General features: G+C 59.8%; 18 protein-coding genes. 6 read left to right on the forward strand and 12 right to left on the reverse strand.

Annotation, left to right across the window (positions count from 1 at the left end):
* Window positions 1-75 precede the first annotated feature (75 nt).
* Window positions 76-618: a DUF1439 domain-containing protein gene (locus LA321_RS19810; protein WP_042072791.1), complete on the forward strand. Its 543-nt coding sequence runs from the start codon at window positions 76-78 to the stop codon at window positions 616-618.
* Here LA321_RS19810 and LA321_RS19815 read toward each other — a convergent pair.
* Window positions 580-1,059, reverse strand: a complete 480-nt coding sequence (locus LA321_RS19815) for a GNAT family N-acetyltransferase (RefSeq protein WP_042027413.1) — start codon at window positions 1,057-1,059, stop codon at window positions 580-582. The genes LA321_RS19810 and LA321_RS19815 overlap by 39 nt on opposite strands.
* Window positions 1,060-1,340: 281 nt before the next feature.
* Here LA321_RS19815 and LA321_RS19820 point away from each other — a divergent pair, with 281 nt between their 5' ends.
* Window positions 1,341-2,048 (forward strand): lytic transglycosylase domain-containing protein, encoded by a 708-nt coding sequence (locus tag LA321_RS19820; protein ID WP_042072792.1) that lies wholly within the window; start codon window positions 1,341-1,343, stop codon window positions 2,046-2,048.
* A gap of 88 nt (window positions 2,049-2,136) precedes the next feature.
* Here the strand turns inward: LA321_RS19820 and aqpZ are convergent, their stop codons facing one another.
* On the reverse strand, window positions 2,137-2,826 hold the full coding sequence (gene aqpZ / locus LA321_RS19825) for an aquaporin Z (RefSeq protein ID WP_042072795.1): 690 nt from the start codon (window positions 2,824-2,826) through the stop codon (window positions 2,137-2,139).
* A 269-nt stretch (window positions 2,827-3,095) separates the two neighbouring features.
* Window positions 3,096-3,308, reverse strand: a complete 213-nt coding sequence (locus tag LA321_RS19830; protein WP_042072798.1) for a DUF1653 domain-containing protein — start codon at window positions 3,306-3,308, stop codon at window positions 3,096-3,098.
* Window positions 3,309-3,701: 393 nt separating this feature from the next.
* On the opposite strand from LA321_RS19830, the gene LA321_RS19835 reads away from it, so the two are divergent.
* Window positions 3,702-4,916 carry a pyridoxal phosphate-dependent aminotransferase gene (locus LA321_RS19835; protein ID WP_042072799.1) on the forward strand — a complete coding sequence of 405 codons (1,215 nt, stop codon included), beginning with the start codon at window positions 3,702-3,704 and terminating at the stop codon, window positions 4,914-4,916.
* Window positions 4,917-5,049: 133 nt separating this feature from the next.
* Here the strand turns inward: LA321_RS19835 and LA321_RS19840 are convergent, their stop codons facing one another.
* From LA321_RS19840 to LA321_RS19875, 8 genes are all read right to left on the reverse strand, one after another.
* Window positions 5,050-6,690, reverse strand: a complete 1,641-nt coding sequence (locus LA321_RS19840; protein ID WP_082043447.1) for a mechanosensitive ion channel family protein — start codon at window positions 6,688-6,690, stop codon at window positions 5,050-5,052.
* Window positions 6,691-7,017: 327 nt separating this feature from the next.
* Window positions 7,018-8,211, reverse strand: coding sequence for an enoyl-ACP reductase FabV (fabV, locus tag LA321_RS19845; RefSeq protein WP_042072802.1), 1,194 nt, complete (start codon window positions 8,209-8,211; stop codon window positions 7,018-7,020).
* Between the two features lie 268 nt (window positions 8,212-8,479).
* Window positions 8,480-8,662: a hypothetical protein gene (locus LA321_RS19850; protein WP_026456445.1), complete on the reverse strand. Its 183-nt coding sequence runs from the start codon at window positions 8,660-8,662 to the stop codon at window positions 8,480-8,482.
* Between the two features lie 53 nt (window positions 8,663-8,715).
* Window positions 8,716-10,041, reverse strand: coding sequence for a two-component system sensor histidine kinase RstB (gene rstB / locus LA321_RS19855; protein ID WP_042072803.1), 1,326 nt, complete (start codon window positions 10,039-10,041; stop codon window positions 8,716-8,718).
* A 21-nt stretch (window positions 10,042-10,062) separates the two neighbouring features.
* Complete coding sequence (gene rstA, locus LA321_RS19860) at window positions 10,063-10,770, reverse strand: two-component system response regulator RstA (protein WP_042072804.1); 708 nt, start codon at window positions 10,768-10,770, stop codon at window positions 10,063-10,065.
* 75 nt (window positions 10,771-10,845) lie between these two features.
* A complete protein-coding gene (locus tag LA321_RS19865; RefSeq protein ID WP_042072806.1) occupies window positions 10,846-11,499 on the reverse strand; it encodes a helix-turn-helix transcriptional regulator in 654 nt (217 codons plus the stop codon).
* 67 nt (window positions 11,500-11,566) lie between these two features.
* Window positions 11,567-12,856, reverse strand: a complete 1,290-nt coding sequence (locus tag LA321_RS19870) for an L-cysteine desulfidase family protein (RefSeq protein WP_042072808.1) — start codon at window positions 12,854-12,856, stop codon at window positions 11,567-11,569.
* 22 nt (window positions 12,857-12,878) lie between these two features.
* Window positions 12,879-13,265 carry a Rid family detoxifying hydrolase gene (locus tag LA321_RS19875; protein ID WP_042027430.1) on the reverse strand — a complete coding sequence of 129 codons (387 nt, stop codon included), beginning with the start codon at window positions 13,263-13,265 and terminating at the stop codon, window positions 12,879-12,881.
* Between the two features lie 242 nt (window positions 13,266-13,507).
* Here LA321_RS19875 and LA321_RS19880 point away from each other — a divergent pair, with 242 nt between their 5' ends.
* Complete coding sequence (locus tag LA321_RS19880; RefSeq protein WP_223378379.1) at window positions 13,508-14,833, forward strand: amino acid permease; 1,326 nt, start codon at window positions 13,508-13,510, stop codon at window positions 14,831-14,833.
* Window positions 14,834-15,119: 286 nt separating this feature from the next.
* Window positions 15,120-15,410, forward strand: a complete 291-nt coding sequence (locus LA321_RS19885; RefSeq protein ID WP_042072809.1) for a hypothetical protein — start codon at window positions 15,120-15,122, stop codon at window positions 15,408-15,410.
* Between the two features lie 52 nt (window positions 15,411-15,462).
* On the opposite strand, the gene LA321_RS19890 is transcribed toward LA321_RS19885, so the two are convergent.
* Window positions 15,463-15,651, reverse strand: coding sequence for a hypothetical protein (locus tag LA321_RS19890; protein ID WP_042072810.1), 189 nt, complete (start codon window positions 15,649-15,651; stop codon window positions 15,463-15,465).
* A 312-nt stretch (window positions 15,652-15,963) separates the two neighbouring features.
* Between LA321_RS19890 and LA321_RS19895 the strand changes: the two genes are divergently transcribed.
* On the forward strand, window positions 15,964-16,872 hold the full coding sequence (locus LA321_RS19895) for a LysR substrate-binding domain-containing protein (RefSeq protein WP_042072811.1): 909 nt from the start codon (window positions 15,964-15,966) through the stop codon (window positions 16,870-16,872).
* Window positions 16,873-17,051 lie beyond the last annotated feature (179 nt).

Consider the following 17,051-nt stretch of genomic DNA (forward strand, 5'->3'; position numbering starts at 1 on the left):
AACAGAACGGTGGGCAGACCCCATCAGGCCAGAATGGTATGCTGTAGGGCACATCCATTCAATCAGGTCTCATCCATGATCCTGCAATCTATGCTGCTCAGCCTGGCCATGCTAGGTCAAGGCTCATATGACATCAATGAACAACAGATAAACCAGTACCTGCAATCCCAGGTCAAGGTCGACAAACAACTGGAACTGCCCGGCATCATCAAGGCCCATGTACTGCTGGAGCAGAGCGACGTCCAGATCGGTCGCCAGCAGCCGGATACCGCCCGTGTCTATGGCAAGGGGAAGCTGAAAATAGCGCTGCCGGACAACACCGAATATGACGCCAGCCTGCAGATGACCTACGAGGCGAGGCCCCGCTACGACAAGAGCCAGAGTGCCCTGTTTCTCGACAATATGAAGCTGGTGGAGTACAAGCTGGAGCCGGAAGCCGCCCAGCAAAAATTCGGACTCATGCTCGGCATGCTGCTGCAGAGCATGGAAAAACGCCTGGAGACCCAGCCCGTCTATCGGCTTGACGACAAGGATCCGCAGCAGGCCTGGCTCAAGGAGAACCTGCTGGGGGTGGAGCTGTCACCGGGCAAAATCCACCTGCTGACTAATCCCCGCTAACCAGCCCATCTCTGCTGGTGCGCTCTGTCGCACCAGCAACTCCACCTGATAACCCTGCTGCAACTGCCGCTCATAGAGGGAGTGAAGGGCGCCTCTCAGACGATCGAGCCGCATATCGACAAAGCCGGCCTTGAGGTAAAAGGGTTTCTCGAAGGGCAGTGCCTGGCACACCACCGGCTTGTCAGCCAGGCCGTCGCAGGCATACTGCAGCAGCCGCGAACCCAGCCCCAGGGACTGGTAATGAGGCAGCAAGCGAAACCCGCACAGGTGATAGAACTCGTCTTCGTCCCGCAACCTGACCGCTCCCACCAGCCAGTGAGCATCACGCACGACAAAGATCCGCTCGGCCAGATCCGGCACATAGTGGGAAAAGGTCGTTTCGTAATAATCCCTGATAAGAGAGAGGTCGGCGTCGCAATACTCTTCGAAGGTAAGCTCCATTGCCGGCGTGCGAGTCACAAACAAATCCTTTGCTAATCAATTGGTAATGTCAGATATTGTGGACTAATCCGACCAGATTGACCCAGCAAGATAGCACGCCTGCCAGCGACAAAAAAGCACCGGTGCGGGCAAAGCCGCTCCTCTGCCCCATCCGGTGTCACAGGCTGTGACCCTCCTCACCCAATCGGCCCCGGCCTGCCGTTCAGCGCTTGTCCCGATCTGGCCATGATGCTTTACTCAAGCAGTTGTACACGACAAGGAGCACGCACTTGAAAGCATGGATGCTGGCGAGCCATCTACTGTTGATCCCCATCCCGGGCTGGAGCCAGACACCTCTCCCGGCAGAAGTGGTCTTTGTGACCTCCGAGCCACAGCCCGTCGCACAAGTGGAACCCGCCCCCCAACCGGCCCCTCCCGCCGGCAGCAAGCAGATCCATGTCTATAAATCGGTGCAGCAAAACGGGGTAACCCGCTACTCCGACATGATCCCGGAGCAGGGCCATTATGAGTTGCTGCTGTTCAATGACTGCTTCGCCTGCAATCCCGACTCTCGCGTCAACTGGCAGACCACGGGACTGTTTCTCTACGACTATGCCAGCACCATCAAGGCAGCCGCCAAGGCCTATCAGGTGGAGCCAGCCCTGATCCGTGCCCTGATCCATGCCGAATCCGCCTTCAACCCGCTGGCCATCTCCCGCAAGGGGGCCATGGGGCTGACCCAGCTGATGCCTGCCACCGCGCGGGAGCTCGGGGTTGGCAACGCCTTGCTGGCGGAGCAGAACATCTTTGGCGGGGTGAAATACCTGGCGGGGCTGCTCAAACTGTACGATGGCAACGTGGCACTGGCGACGGCCGCCTACAACGCCGGCGCGGGCGCCGTGCAAAAGCATGGCGGGATCCCCCCCTATGCCGAAACCCGGGCCTATGTAGAACGCGTCCAGCTGTTGCACCAGCGCTATAAAGAGATGCTGCAGGCCAAGGGGCTCTAGTCCTCGTCGTTTCTCGTTCTCACCAACCCTGCAAAAACAAAAAACACGCCCGCAGGCGTGTCGAGACCACACATGTTATGGCGAGCGCTTACTTCTGCTCGTCAGCCACCAGACGATAGGCCAGTGCCCCCAGAATGCCTCCGACAATCGGCGCAACCCAGAACAGCCACAGTTGACTGGTCGCCCAGTCGCCGACAAACAGCGCCACACCGGTACTGCGGGCCGGGTTGACCGAGGTGTTGGTCACCGGAATGCTGATGAGGTGGATCAGGGTCAGGCACAGGCCGATGGCGATCGGTGCAAAACCGGCTGGCGCGCGGCTATCGGTCGCCCCCATGATGACGAACAGGAAGACAGCCGTCATCACCACTTCGCACACCAGCGCTGCCATCAGGGTGTAGCCACCCGGCGAGTGCTCACCATACCCGTTGGAGGCAAACCCGGCGGAGAGATCAAATCCGGCCTGGCCGCTGGCAATCACATAGAGCACGCCGGCTGCAACAATGCCGCCCAGCACCTGGGCCACGATGTAAGGCACGACCCCGGTCGCCGGGAAACGGCCACCCGCCCACAATCCCACGGTGACCGCCGGGTTGAGGTGACAACCCGAGATATGGCCGATGGCAAAAGCCATGGTCAGTACCGTCAGACCGAAGGCCAGGGCGACTCCCAGCAGACCGATCCCGACATCCGGAAAGGCCGCCGCCAATACGGCGCTTCCACATCCTCCCAGCACCAGCCAGAAGGTTCCAATAAACTCGGCAGCAACAGGTCTCACGCGATTTCTCCCCATAATGTGACACTAAAAAGCTCCGTACAGAGCCCACGATTTAACAGGTGCGACATTATGGGAGTGTGAATCCGGGATGCGAACCCTGCCCGGGATGTTCAAAATTTGCGACCAATATCACAAAACATTGATTAGATAAGGCATTTATCAGTAGTGCCGCGAAGTGCCAGCCTCATGAGGATAAGTTTCATGCGACAACTTATGACCATTTTGACTCCATCAAACCGCTTGCCCACCTCCGGGGACGCGCTTCCCCCTCACTCCCCGACCGGTGTGAAGCGGCTCACCACCTCTCCCTGATGTTCAATCCACTCCATGAACATGGCCACGGGACGGGCATAGACCTCGCCATCCTGCTCGGAGCGATAGATCACCAGCTGCTCCCCGGTTTCAGTGTGCAAGGCCAGGGTGAGGACTTGGTAAAGCCCCCCCTTGAAGTGACGATAACGGCCGGGTACGGGTGCATGCATGGAGATCCCTCCTGGGATTGAACGAGATGAAACGATGACACAGGCGAGCATGGGCTGGCTCACGCCATCCCGCCGGTTTGCTGTCAAAAACGGGGAGTGGAAGACGAATTTTTCCGCAAGCCAATCGTGCCAGAGAGCGTGATAATTTCAACACAGTCAGGTAGCTTTGTTAATCAACCCATCATCTTTCACTGGCGATCCCGATATCACACAAACGATCATGCTGAATTTAACTTTTTGATAACCCTGTTTTGGAGCTAAAAATCAGGGATTTCTACTAAAAAGAAGATTGTTCTAGCATTCAATTCTGTGAAGAATAGGGGAAGGGAAATTTGATACTAAAAACCGCCTTTTTCGCCAACGCGTCCCCACGGGGAAGGAATCACAGTCACCATGTTCACTATCGACAAGTCGCACAAGCTCGACGATGTCTGCTATGACATCCGCGGCCCGGTGCATAAAGAGGCTCGCCGTCTCGAAGACGAAGGACACCGCATCCTCAAGCTCAACATCGGCAACCCGGCGCCGTTTGGTTTCGATGCACCGGAAGAGATCATCAAGGATGTCATCCTCAACATGCCCCAGAGCCAGGGCTACTGCGATTCCAAGGGGCTCTTCTCGGCCCGCAAGGCGGTGATGCAGTACTACCAGCAAAAAGGGATGCGCAAGGTCGATATCGACGACATCTACATCGGCAACGGCGCGAGCGAATTGATCGTGATGGCGATGCAGGCGTTGCTCAACAACGGCGACGAGATGCTGGTGCCCTCCCCCGACTACCCGCTGTGGACTGCGGCCGTCACCCTCTCCGGTGGCCATGCAGTGCACTACCGCTGTGACGAAGGGGCCGACTGGTATCCGGATCTCGATGACATCCGTGCCCGCATCACCCCGCGCACCCGCGGCCTGGTGCTGATCAACCCCAACAACCCGACCGGCGCCGTCTACGGCAGCGAGTTTTTGCTGGAGGTGATCGAGATCGCCCGCCAACACAACCTCATCATCTTCGCCGACGAGATCTACGACAAGATCCTCTACGACGACATCTCTCACACCAGCGTCTGCACCCTGTGTGACGATGTGATGGTAGTGACCTTCAATGGCCTCTCCAAAGCTTACCGAGCCTGCGGTTTCCGCCAGGGCTGGATGGTCATTACCGGGCCCAAGGGGCGCGCCCGCGGCTATATCGAAGGGTTGGAGATGCTGGCCTCCATGCGCCTGTGCGCCAATGTGCCGATGCAGCATGCCATTCAGACCGCCCTTGGCGGCTACCAGAGCATCAACGAGCTGATCCTGCCGGGCGGCCGCCTGCGCCGCCAGCGCGACAAGGCCTGGGAGCTTTTGAACGAGATCCCCGGGGTCTCTTGCGTCAAGCCCAAGGGGGCGCTCTACATGTTCCCGCGCCTGGATCCCAAGGTGTATGACATTCGCGACGACCAGAAGATGGTGTTCGACCTGCTGCAGCAGGAGAAGCTCTTGCTGGTGCAGGGCACCGGCTTCAATTGGCCGGCGCCGGATCACTTCCGCCTGGTGTTCCTGCCCCGGGAAGAGGAGCTGGAGGATGCCATCGGTCGTCTCGCCCGTTTCCTCAAGGACTACAAGCAGTAACGGCGACGCGACTTAGGCCTTGATCTGCCTCCTCTCCACGGTCGCAGAGCAAAGATAAAAAATCCGAAGCGGCCTGCACCGCTTCGGATTTTTTTATGGCGGGAGGCTCGCACTGCGAGGCCCGCTTTGTGAGTTATTTCTTCCCTTTCTCCCCGGTTGCCACCTCGGCGGGCGGCACTGCAGGGGCCTGATACCAATTCTCCCGGGGCACCAGCACCGCTTGTTCCGGCTGTGCGACGAAATTGGGGGACATGATCTGCACCCCGAACTCGTTGAACACATCCTGGATGTGGCCGTGCAGCTCGGTTCTGACCGGGCCGGGCAACAGCCCCTCTTTCATCCGCACCTGTAGCTCGTACTCCACATACCAGTCCTGCAGATTGAGCTGGCGCACCAGAGGTGCCTCCTCCTGATTGATCAACTGGCTGCGCCTGGCCGCCAGCTCCAGCATGGCGTGCACCTGGCGCCAGGGAGTGTCATAGCCGATGGTGACCTTGGTGAGCAGGGCAATACCCTTGTCGCTCGACAGCCGGCTCAGGTTGGTCACCTTGCCCCCTACCACCACGGCGTTGGGCAGAGTCACCTCGTGATCATGGCGGGTCACCAGCTTGGTCGAGAGGGCGCTCAGCTCGGTAACGACCCCTTCCACCTCCCCAATCTGCACCAGATCCCCCGGCCGCAAGGCCCGCGAGTAGATCAGTACCAGGCCACTCATGGCATGGTTCATGATCCCGGCCGAACCCAGGGTCACCATCAGACCGAAGAAGACGCTCACCCCCTTGAAGGCGTCCGAATCCGCCCCCGGCAGATAAGGGTAGGCGACGGTCAGGGCAAACAGCCAGATCACCACGGAGAGCAGACGGCGGGTCGCCCCAATCGTTTCGGAGTGCAACCCCTGCACCCGGAACTGGCCACGCTCGATGCGCTCGAAGATGACGGCCAGCATGCGGATGAAGAGCTTGGTCAGCACGAAGATGACCAGCACGGTCGCAAGCCCTGGCATGGCGGCGATGATCCCGCTCAGGATGTCGCTGCACAGCCCCAGCAGGGAGGAGCCCAACTGCTCGCTCCAGACCCGGGTATGCGGGAACAGCCCCAGCACATAGGTGAGCCAGCCATAGGTGAGCAGCAGGATCACCAGCAAGGTGAATACGCCGATGACGCGGATCTCCAGATTGCCGAGCACCTGACGCCATTGATGGGGGATCAGCCCCTTTTGCTGCAGCAGGTTGTTGGCAAACCAGCGGCGCGCCCGCAGGTGACCCCGCCGCAGCAGCTGGACCACCACCAGAAAAATCAGGGTCACCAGCACCGTCTTGCCCGCAGCCTTGATCAGATAGGCGTTGGAGTGCAGCTCCAGCACCTTGATCCGCACATTCTCCAGCCTCACCCGCACCCGCTCGGCAGCCTGATCCAGGGTCAGCTCATCGAGCCACTCCAGATCCTTTTCCAGCAGCACCAGCAGGTGCTTGTCATGGATCCTGAACTCCCTCGCCTCCTGGCCGAGTCGGGTCGAGCTGACCACGGTCACAGGATGGGTCAAATCCTCGGGCTGCAACTGTTGCACCCGCTCCTTGACGATCCGCACCCGGGCCGCCCCGTCCAGGCGGCCGAATTTCGCTTGCAGCATCACGATGGGCTCGTGAAACAGGGTCAGGGTCTGGGCCCGCTCCTGCTCGGTCGGCTCCAGCCTCGGCTCCGCCGCCCACCCGCTATTGACCGTGAGCAGGGCCAGCAGCATCCCTGCCAGCCTGATCATCCCTCTATGCCCCATAACTTCTCCCTATTGACCGCCAGGTCCCATCATGATGGTCACGCCCTGTCACGGGATTGGGTCAACCGGCTCAATCCAGATCTTGCCGTCATCCGTGACACGCCGGAACACCGTCCGTTTTTTGCAAAAAACCGAGTTATAACAAAGATTACCAGCAGTAATAGCACCGCGGCGATGGCGGCGAAAGAGGCCGCCACACCATTTTGCAACCTAACTCACAGGCATCTGGGCACACCATCAAAAAGGACTCGTACTGATTCGATAAAACCGGTAGACGGCCATAAAAAAACAGGGCCCCGCAGGGCCCTGTTTTCACGAACAACCGGTTTACAGCTCGACCACGTCGAACTGCACGTCCGGGTTCACATCCGCATCGTAATCCACCTCGTCCAGACCGAAACCGAACAGGCGCAGGAACTCCTGTTTGTAGCCGGTGTAATCGGTCAGATCGGAGAGGTTCTCGCTGGTGATGGACGGCCACAGATCGCGGCAGGTCTGCTGCACATCTTCACGCAGCTCCCAGTCATCCATGCGGATGCGGGCCTGTTCGTCCAGCGCCAGATCGGCACCATACAGACGGGTGCGCATCATGCGATCCACCTGCTCCATGCAACCCTCGTGAATGCCCTTCTCCTTCATGATCTTGAACGCCATGGAGATATAGAGCGGCATCACAGGAATGGCGCTTGATGCCTGGGTCACCACGGATTTCAGCACGGCCACGTGGGCGGTGCCGCCCTTGGCAGCCAGATCGCCACGGATGGCGGCGGCGGCGCGGTCCAGATCTTCCTTGGCGCGGCCCAGGGTGCCATGCCAGTAGATGGGCCAGGTCAGATCGGTACCGATGTAGGAGTAGGCCACGGACTTGGCGCCGTCAGCCAGCACGCCCGCATCGCGCAGGGCAGCAATCCACAGCTCCCAATCCTGACCACCCATGACGGTGATGGTGTTCTGGATCTCTTCCTCATTCGCCGGCTCGACGGTGGCGGTGATGATCTGATCCTTGTTGGTGTCGATGGCGGTGGTGGTGTAAACCTCGCCGATGGGTTTGAGGGCAGAGCGTACCACTTCGCCGGTTTCCGGCATCTTGCGCACCGGAGAGGCCAGGGAGTAGACCACCAGGTCAACCTGACCCAGATCCTGCTTGATGAGTTCGATCACCTTGGCACGGCACTCGTTGGAGAAGGCATCGCCGTTGACGCTTTTCGCATACAGGCCAGCTTCCTTGGCGGCCTTGTCAAAGGCGGCGGAGTTGTACCAGCCGGCGGTGCCCGGCTTGGTCTCGGTGCCGGCTTTTTCGAAGAAGACGCCGAGGGTGGCGGCGCCGGAGCCAAAGGCGGCGGCAATGCGGGACGCCAGGCCATAACCGGTGGAGGCGCCGATCACCAGCACCTTCTTGGGACCATTCTCGATGGTGCCCTTGGCCTGGGTATAGGCAATCTGACGACGAACATTGGCTTCGCACCCGACCGGGTGAGTGGTGGTGCAGATAAAGCCGCGAACCTTGGGTTTGATGATCATGTGTTGTCTCTTATCCGTTTGATGGATGAAATCGGGGCATAAGATACCTCATCTTGCCGGGATTAGGTGCTCTGATGTGTTGAACTGCGGCAAAAACGGGCATCTCGCAGGCTACCTGCTACCCAAAACAGAACCCTCGCGGATGAAATGAAGCGCAACTCGCAGACCCCTTGCTCACAACTCAATCGAACGGCAGTTATCGGGACTAACAACATCAAAGGGAGGCATCAGCCTCCCTTTTGTGTTTTATCGCGCCGGCAGGGGGCGATTATTTGGTGGTCGGGGCTACCTTGACGGCCGGCGCCTTGGCATGAGCTGCTTTATGGTGTTTTTTCACCACCTTGGTCTGGGTGGTTTGCGGCGCAGCAGACTTGGTCGGGGTGGCAGCCATGGTAAAACCGGAGGTGAGGGCGAAAACGGCGGCCAGGGTCAGGGGAATGATCTTTTTCATCTTCATTTTCCTTATTCAGGTGGGTGTCATGGAGCCTTCTCCATGACTTCATCCTAAAGGGAGGGCGGCCGCGCTTCCGTGAGTGGTTGGTGACGGTTTGTATCCAAATGTACAGGCAGGGTGAGGCAGAAACGGGCACCGCCGTCACCGGGCAGCAGGGCCACCTCTCCCCCGTGATGGCGGGCTATGCTGCGCACTATGGCCAGCCCGAGGCCGCTGCCGCCGGTGCGGCGGTCACGGCTCTTGTCCAACCTGACAAACGGCTCGAAGATTTGCGGGGCCAGCTGCGGATCGATACCGGGCCCGTCGTCGCTCACCTCCAGCAGGTAACGATCCTGCAAACGCGAGACGGTGAAGACGACCCTGTGCTCGGCATAGCGCAGGGCATTGCCGATGAGATTCTCCACGGCACGGGCCAGCAGCCGTTGATCGCCGCACCAGGGCATGTCGATGGGCTGAAGCTCGAAAACCAGCTCTTTATCGTGCTGCAGCGCCTGCCAGTCGGTGCTGTGCTGCCGTGCCCACGCACCCAGCTCAATCTCGTCGCGCTGCAGCGGCATCTCGGGCCTGTCCAGCCTGGCGTAGGTGAGCATCTCCTCGATCAGGGCATCCAGCGCCCCCAGATCACGCTCCAGTGCCTGCTGATCCGGCGCGGCTGGCTGTTGCTCCAGCATCGCAAGGCGATAGCGCAACCTGACCAGCGGGGTACGCAACTCATGGGCGATGGCATCGGTCAGTTGCTTGCGACTGGCCAGCATGGCCTGCAGCTGGGCGGCCATCTCATCGAAGGTTCGCCCCACCCTTGCCAGGCTGCTCCCCGCCGGCAGATTGGTGCGACGGGAGAGATCGCCGTCGCCAACCAGACGGGCCGTGCGTTCCAGCTGTTGCAAACCGCGCCAGTGGGGACGCAGCCAGAGCAGGATGGGCACCCCGAGGGAGAGCCCGATCAGCAGCAGCAACCCCACATCAACCCAGTGAAGTTCATGAAGATAAGAGAGATAGGGCACGGGGCCGACGATCAGCACCTGTTCGGTACCCGGGATGCGCTGCAAGAAGGTGTCATCTTCTTCGACGATCACGATATTGCCCGCGGCAAGAAAGGCCTGATCCTCCCGTGCCAGCGGTTGCTGTGCCAGCGCCCCGACCTTGAGCGGCAGGGTGAGCTGACGGCTCTGCAGCCGCAGGCGCTCCGGCCAGAGTTCGGGGGAGAGCTTGGCCAGCTCCCCCGTCAACAGGCCCAGAGAGCCTTGCATCATCCGCTCCAGATAGCGATCCCCCGCTCGCTCGGCGGTGACCTGATAGACCATGCCCACCAGCAAGATTGCCAGGGTGAAGCAGCCCATCAGCAACAGATAAAACTGGATAAAGAGGCGGCGCATGATGCTCCTTGCTGCTCCCGGTTATTCCCAGGCATGGGGCACGAACAGATAGCCTTTCTGGCGGACCGTCTTGATGCGCACCGGGTTATTGGTGTCATCGCCGAGCCGGCGCCGCAAGCGGGAGATGGCGACATCCATGCTGCGATCCAGCCCGTCATACTCCCGGCCTCGCAGGCTTTGGAACAGGGCTTCCCGCCCCAGGATCTGGCCGGCGTGGCAGGCCAGCTCCCACAACAGATCGAAATCGGCGGTGGAGAGGGCAATGCTCTGACCATCGAGCCGCACATCCCGCCCCGCCCCATCGACGCACAGACGGCCAAATTGCAGGGCCTGGGGCGCCGAGGTCACCGCCACCGGCTGCGGCGCCTGCTGGTGCTGTCGAAACTGCACCCGCAACCTGGCCAGCAGCACGGACGGGGGCGTGGTCTTGAGGATATAGTCGTTCGCCCCCAGCTCCAGGCTCAGGATCTGGTTCATGTCGCTGTCGAGGGAGGTAAGCATGACGATAGGGCCGCCAAAGCGCGGTCGCAATGCCCTGCACAGGGACATGCCATCGAGCCCCGGCAACATGATATCGAGCAGCACCAGATCAGGCCGTTCGGCCTCGAATCTGGCCAGCGCCCTGTCTCCCCTGCTCTCCAGGATCACCTCCATCTCATGACGTCCGAGCCAGTTGCTGATCAGCTCGCCAATCTCGGGGTCATCCTCAACAAACAGAATACGTTGCATAAAAAGCGCTCGTTGAAAGCAAGGGAAAACCCTTTCGGGATGTCACGCGGCCACTTTTGACGTTGTGGACCCAGATTACCCCTTCTTGATCTCCCGCAGGTAGCGGTAGATGGAGTGCACCGAGATGCCAAGCTGGCGGGCGGCGATCTGGGCGCTGTCTTTGAGCTCGAAGATCCCCATGTCGTGCAGCTGGTTGACGATGACCCGGGTCTTCTGGGATGGCGGTACCGCCTCGTTGCCACGCACCTCGCTGCTGATGGTGTCGATGGTGCTGTTGAGGGCCTCGTCGATGTTGCGGGCGAACACCTCGGGGGTGGTGGAATGCTCGTGGGTGTGCATGCACTCCGGCATCATGGCCCGCAGCACGGATTGCAGCGGGGCATCCATGTCGGTGTTGATGCACAGCATGCCGATCGGCTGGTGCTCGCCATTGCGAATGATGGTGGTGAGGGAGCGCAGCGTCTTGCCGGTGGCGCACTTGGTCAGGTAGGGGCTGGAGATATCCTGCCCGCTCTTGAGCTTCATCAGCGCCAGGTTGGTGATGGGGGCACCGACACTGCGGCCCGTGATATGGCCGTTGGCAATCTTGATGATCGAGGGGTTGCGCGCATCCAGACTGTGGAGCAATACCTCCGTATGCTGGCCATACATGGTGGCGATGCCATCCACTATGTTTTCCATCGCCTTGAGGATCTCGAAATCACTCGGACTCAACTCTTGCAGCTTCACATTGGGACCTTAATGCAGGGGCTGCTGCGCCGGACTCGGGGCGCCGGGCAGCAGCCGACAGGGACACTCAGGCGGACATGATATCAATAATGGTGCTGTCTGTGGCAGCCATGCCGTCCTTGACCATCTGACCGACGTTGCGGATGGTTTGTTCCACGTTGCCTGCGACGATCCCCTGCCCCGAAACCGAGTGGCTGTTGAGGGCCATCAGGAAGCCGCGCACCGCCGCACTGGAGGAAGTACTCACCTTCATGGCGCAGGAGGCTTTCGCCCCGTCACACACCATGCCGGCGCTGTCGCTCAGCACGTTCTGGATGGCATGACAGGATTGCTCTAAGCTCCCCCCCGCCAGATAGACCATGGCCATGGCGGCGGCGGCACTGGTGACCGTGTTGCCGCAAAATGCCGACAGCGGCGGATAGTGGGATTTGATATAGATGGCGCCCAGGTGGCTCATGATGAGGGCGCGAGCCAGCTGCTCTTCGCTTGCGCCATAGCGCTCGGCGATCACCACCACGGGAATGGTGGCGGCAATACCCTGATTGCCGCTGCCGAAGTTGCTCATCGCGGGCAGGCTGGCGCCCCCCATGCGGGCGTCGGAGGCGGCGGCGGTGCGCATCACGATGCGGTTCATCACATCCTCGCCGATGAGGCCGGCCTGGATGTTCTGCTGCATGGTGCGCCCGATCTCGAGACCATAGGGATTGCTCATCCCCTCGTCGGAGAGCCTGCCGTTGAGTTCGGAGGCCTGGAGGATGAAGCGGATCTGCTCGAACTCCACCTGGGTGGCGAATTCGTGGATGGCGGCGATGCTGATGTCGACTCCGTCGCAAATGGCCCCGGTGGCACCACTCTGGGCCGGGTCCGCCGCGAAGGTGATCTCCCCATCCCGACGCTGCTCGACGATACGGGTATGCCCCCCGCACAGGGTCACCTCGGCGCTGTGCTCCTCACCCTGCTCATCATGACCGGACACTGTCACCCGGCAGTAGATGAACTCAGGGGCCTCGGTGCGACTGACCAGCACGGCCCCTTCGTCGATCAGGGCCTGGGCACGGGCCACCTGCTCCGGGGTGATGGCAGCCAGCACCTCGAGCCCGGCATCAGCCTTGCCGCCGATGGCGCCGGCGGCCGCGGCGATGGCCAGCCCTATCTTGCCGGTGCCGGGCACATAGACGCCCATCGAATTCTTGTAGAGATTGTCCGAGACCACCACCGCCAGACGCTCGGGCTCACACCCCAGCGCCCGGGCGGCGACGGCCGCGGCATAAGCGGCGGCGATGGGTTCGGTACAGCCCAGCGCCGGTTTGACAACCTGTTGAATAATCTTCAGATACTGCTGCCATGCTTGTTTCATTGCGAGAACCTTTCTGTGTGCATTAACGGGCGATATGGGCGATGGCTTCGACTTCCACCCTGACTCCCATGGGCAGATCTTTCACCGCGAAACAGCTGCGCGCCGGACAATCCTGCTGGAAATAGCGTTTATAAACCGCGTTGAATGCGGCAAAATCGCTGATCTCCGCCAGGTAACAGGTGGTCTTGAGCACGGTATCGAGCGAGCCGCCACCCGCCTCCAGCACGGATTTCAGGTTTTCCAGCGCCTGCTGGCTCTGGGCCGTGATGCCCCCTTCCACCACGCCCCCTTGCTGCTTGCAGACCGGCAACTGACCGGAGGTAAAGATGAGATCGCCATAGGCAGTGCCATGGCTGTAGGGGCCGATGGCATCGGGTGCGGCATTCGCCACTATGACCTGTTTCTTCATATCGCCACTCCTTAATATGCAATTATTTTTGCAAACATTGTTTTGCTTTCACTCAACATTATTTGCTTATTAATTGAGTTATTCAACTAAAAACTAAAGATGTAGTCATAAATTCCGTTTTATTGTAAACAAAAAGCGTGATCGACCTCCTTCTTTGGATAAAAGAGCATTGTCTGCCAACTTTTTATTCAACTATATTTGTACCAAATTCATTGCCATTACAAAAACAAGGGACTCTAGATATGTACACAACGGCAACCACCCAGCCCGCCACGGGCACGGGTAGCGCAATACACAAGGGCCCGCTGATGGGCACACTGGAATGGAAAGAGGCGGTTCGTTTTGACAGCACCGACTGGGGCTGGATCATCATGAGCATCGGCATGGCCATCGGGGCGGGGATCGTCTTCCTGCCGGTGCAGGTGGGGCTGATGGGGTTGTGGGTCTTCCTGCTGTCGGCGGTGATCGGTTACCCGGCCATGTACATGTTCCAGCGCCTCTTCATCAATACCCTGGCCACCTCCCCCGAGTGCAAGGATTACCCCAGCGTCATCACGGGTTACCTGGGCAAAAACTGGGGCATGCTGCTTGGCGCCCTCTACTTCGTGATGCTGGTGATCTGGGTGTTTGTCTACTCCACCGCCATCACCAATGACAGCGCCTCCTTCCTCCATAGCTTCGGCATCACCGACACCCTGCTCTCGAAAAACCCGCTCTACGGTCTGGTCCTGATCTGCGCCCTGGTGGCGCTGGCATCCCGCGGCGAGAACCTCTTGTTCAAGATCTCCAGCTTCATGGTACTGACCAAGATCAGCGTGGTAGCCCTGCTCGGTCTGATGATGGTGGACAAATGGGATGCGGCCAATATCACCGCCATGCCCACCGTCGGTCACTGGATGAAGGATGCCGTCATCATGCTCCCCTTCACCCTGACCTCCATCCTCTTTATCCAAAGCCTGAGCCCCATGGTGATCTCCTACCGTTCGCGGGAAAAATCCCTGGAGGTGGCCCGCTTCAAGGCCATGCGTGCCATGAACATCGCCTTCGGCATCCTGTTCGTGGTGGTCTTCTTCTACGCCATCTCCTTCACCCTGGCCATGGGCCACGAGCAGGCGGTCAAAGCCTCCGAGGAGAACATCTCGGCGCTGGCTATGGTGGCACAGGGCGTGCCGGGCCAGACCCTCAAACTCTTGAGCCTGACCCTCAACATCTTCGCGGTAATGACCGCCTACTTCGGCGTCTATCTCGGTTTTCGGGAAGCCTGCCAGGGGCTGACCATGAACCTGCTGCGCCGCGTCATGCCCGATGAGCGCATCAACCGGGATCTGGTAGGCAAAGGGATCATGGTGTTTACCGTCATGCTCTCCTGGGGCGCCATCGTGCTCAACGCCCCCGTGCTGAGTTTTACCTCCATCTGCAGCCCCATCTTCGGCATGGTGGGCTGCCTCATCCCGGCTTATCTGGTCTATCAGGTGCCGGCGCTGCACAAGTACAAGGGCACTTCCCTCTACATCATCATCATCACCGGTCTGCTGCTCTGCGTATCGCCCTTCCTGGCGTTCAATTAAGTCGCGGTGACGACACAACAAAAGGGCCACCCCGGGTGGCCCTTTTTCTGGATAGCGACTTCGCCTGGCAACTCGCCGCTATCAAGGCCCGGATGAGAGCCAGCTCAACCTCCCTGCACAAAAACAACTATCTCGTCTTGCTTGGCTGGGGGACAAAGACGTAGTCTCGAACGAAAACAAAACATGGCCAACCCGCTCTCCCGAATCAGGGAGTTCGAGGCAAGGGCCAGATACGACAGATCGAAAGAGCCAACATCTATCACCTCGTTCAGGCAAGGAATTTCAGATGGCGAGATACCAGTTTTTCACCATTCCGGCATCCAACCGGCAGCAATACACCTTTATCGACATGGCCTCCCCCACTTTTTTGATTGAGAAAGAGGCGTTATTGGCCCAGGGATTCGAGGTCCAGGAGGATTTTATCGATGCCCAAAGCCCGACAGAGGCGGTGGAGAAGTACCAGTCCGGCTTTCTCTATGTGGCTGACGAAATAGGCAAATCAGGCGAAGCCTATGCCGCGGCGACGGCACTGCTGGAAGCTGGCAAGGGATTATTCGATCGAAAAGCGGGCCATTGACGAGGAAAGAAGATGGCCATCGCGACAAGGCGTCCGATGGCCAACAGGATAGTCAGATGCGGGCAAGCTGGCGGAGCATCTCGACCAGCTCCTCTTCGCTGCTCGGTTCATAGGCCAATTGCAGGCTTGGTGCGCCGCCGCCCATCAGCATGTAGACGTTCGTGCTGCAGTGGTCATAGTGATACCACTTACCGTCGATACAGACGTCGGTATAGCATCTCGGGTCCCTTTTGAGTTCCATACAAACTTCCTTTTGTGTCATACCACCAACATCATTTTCGACCGTAAAGTAACCAGAGCGTTACAAACTTGATACAGATCAAGTCCGGGTGGCGACACCGCGATTTGTCGGCAAAAAAGTTCCGATAGACGCTGTTTATCGCCCATTGACGGCCATCTGCTTCCTGTTAAGTTCTCAGTCAGCCATGTCCGCCACAATGATATCGGGCTGAATGGAAGATGAGCAATCTCCTGGGCACCCTTCACATCATGGGCAGCCTCACCGGCATGAGGCGCCTGCGCCATATCGACCAGGCAAGCAGAGGATGCATAAATGCCCTACCCGCACATAGACCTGAACCTGTTTCGCATCTTCGATCGCGTCATGATCGAGAAGGGAGTATCGGCTGCGGCCGCCAGCCTGGAGATGACCCCCGCCGCCATCAGTCAGGCCATTCGCAGGCTGAGCGATCTCATCGGCGAGCCCCTGTTTCGCCGCGATGGCCGCGGGATCATCCCCACCAGCCGCGCCCTCGCCCTGCACCGGGAGATCCGCACCGCCCTACACACCCTGGAGCGCTCCCTGCTGCTCAACCAGGAGTTTAATCCGCTCACCAGCCAGCGCATTTTTCGCATCGCCAGCCACCCGGATCTCGATCTCCTGCTGCTGCCAACACTGCTCGCCCATCTGGCCAGGGTGGCGCCCCATTGCCGGGTGGAGTCGGTGCCTGGCTTGTTTGAAGAGCACCTGCGTCAGCAGGCGCTGCGCCTTCGCAATATCGACCTGGTGCTGGCCAGCACGGCGCTGGAAGAGGCCGGCTTTTGCAACGAGTCCCTGCTGACCCTGGAGCTCAGGGTGGCCTGTCGCGCCGATCATCCGCGCATCGGGGAGAGCCTCGACTTCGAAACCTTCTTTGCCGAGGAGCACGTGGTCTGGGATGTGCGCCGCAAGGACGACTGGGTCATCCGCAGCCTCAGTGACCAGGCCCTGCCTCCCCGCAAGATTGCCTACGAGAGCAACGCCCTGCTCACCGCACTCTCCCTGGTCAGCCAGACCGAGTGGCTCTGCGTGGTCAGCCAGTGGCATGTCGCACAGGTGCGCGACACCCTGCGGCTCAAGGATTTTCCGCTGCCATGGGCCTCCAGCCACTGCCCCGTTTATCTCAGCTGGCACCAGGCGCAGGGCCGGGATCCCGCCCTCCAGTGGTTTATCCGCCAGCTGTACCTGATTGCCGCAAGCTGACCCCCTCATTTAACGGCTGCTTAACTGTCGTTTATTGCCGGCTGCCATGATTGTTGCGGCCGGCTTGACTACTCTGGTGCCGACCCCGTTGCCGTGCCCTCGGCGCAATGCCGCAACGCCCGAATAACAGAGCAACGCTGACCATGTTCATGGGACATGTCGTCAGGCGCCATCTCGGC

It is taken from the genome of Aeromonas enteropelogenes, assembly GCF_020097295.1.
GTDB lineage: Bacteria > Pseudomonadota > Gammaproteobacteria > Enterobacterales > Aeromonadaceae > Aeromonas > Aeromonas enteropelogenes.

What these genes read in the sequence shown, in the direction of transcription:
- LA321_RS19810 (WP_042072791.1), top strand. Translation starts at nt 76, where the DNA reads ATGATCCTGCAATCTATGCTGCTCAGCCTGGCCATGCTAGGTCAAGGC.
- LA321_RS19815 (WP_042027413.1), bottom strand. Translation starts at nt 1,059, where the DNA reads ATGGAGCTTACCTTCGAAGAGTATTGCGACGCCGACCTCTCTCTTATC.
- LA321_RS19820 (WP_042072792.1), top strand. Translation starts at nt 1,341, where the DNA reads ATGCTGGCGAGCCATCTACTGTTGATCCCCATCCCGGGCTGGAGCCAG.
- LA321_RS19830 (WP_042072798.1), bottom strand. Translation starts at nt 3,308, where the DNA reads ATGCATGCACCCGTACCCGGCCGTTATCGTCACTTCAAGGGGGGGCTT.
- LA321_RS19835 (WP_042072799.1), top strand. Translation starts at nt 3,702, where the DNA reads ATGTTCACTATCGACAAGTCGCACAAGCTCGACGATGTCTGCTATGAC.
- LA321_RS19840 (WP_082043447.1), bottom strand. Translation starts at nt 6,690, where the DNA reads ATGGGGCATAGAGGGATGATCAGGCTGGCAGGGATGCTGCTGGCCCTG.
- fabV (WP_042072802.1), bottom strand. Translation starts at nt 8,211, where the DNA reads ATGATCATCAAACCCAAGGTTCGCGGCTTTATCTGCACCACCACTCAC.
- LA321_RS19850 (WP_026456445.1), bottom strand. Translation starts at nt 8,662, where the DNA reads ATGAAAAAGATCATTCCCCTGACCCTGGCCGCCGTTTTCGCCCTCACC.
- rstB (WP_042072803.1), bottom strand. Translation starts at nt 10,041, where the DNA reads ATGCGCCGCCTCTTTATCCAGTTTTATCTGTTGCTGATGGGCTGCTTC.
- rstA (WP_042072804.1), bottom strand. Translation starts at nt 10,770, where the DNA reads ATGCAACGTATTCTGTTTGTTGAGGATGACCCCGAGATTGGCGAGCTG.
- LA321_RS19870 (WP_042072808.1), bottom strand. Translation starts at nt 12,856, where the DNA reads ATGAAACAAGCATGGCAGCAGTATCTGAAGATTATTCAACAGGTTGTC.
- LA321_RS19875 (WP_042027430.1), bottom strand. Translation starts at nt 13,265, where the DNA reads ATGAAGAAACAGGTCATAGTGGCGAATGCCGCACCCGATGCCATCGGC.
- LA321_RS19880 (WP_223378379.1), top strand. Translation starts at nt 13,508, where the DNA reads ATGTACACAACGGCAACCACCCAGCCCGCCACGGGCACGGGTAGCGCA.
- LA321_RS19885 (WP_042072809.1), top strand. Translation starts at nt 15,120, where the DNA reads ATGGCGAGATACCAGTTTTTCACCATTCCGGCATCCAACCGGCAGCAA.
- LA321_RS19890 (WP_042072810.1), bottom strand. Translation starts at nt 15,651, where the DNA reads ATGGAACTCAAAAGGGACCCGAGATGCTATACCGACGTCTGTATCGAC.
- LA321_RS19895 (WP_042072811.1), top strand. Translation starts at nt 15,964, where the DNA reads ATGCCCTACCCGCACATAGACCTGAACCTGTTTCGCATCTTCGATCGC.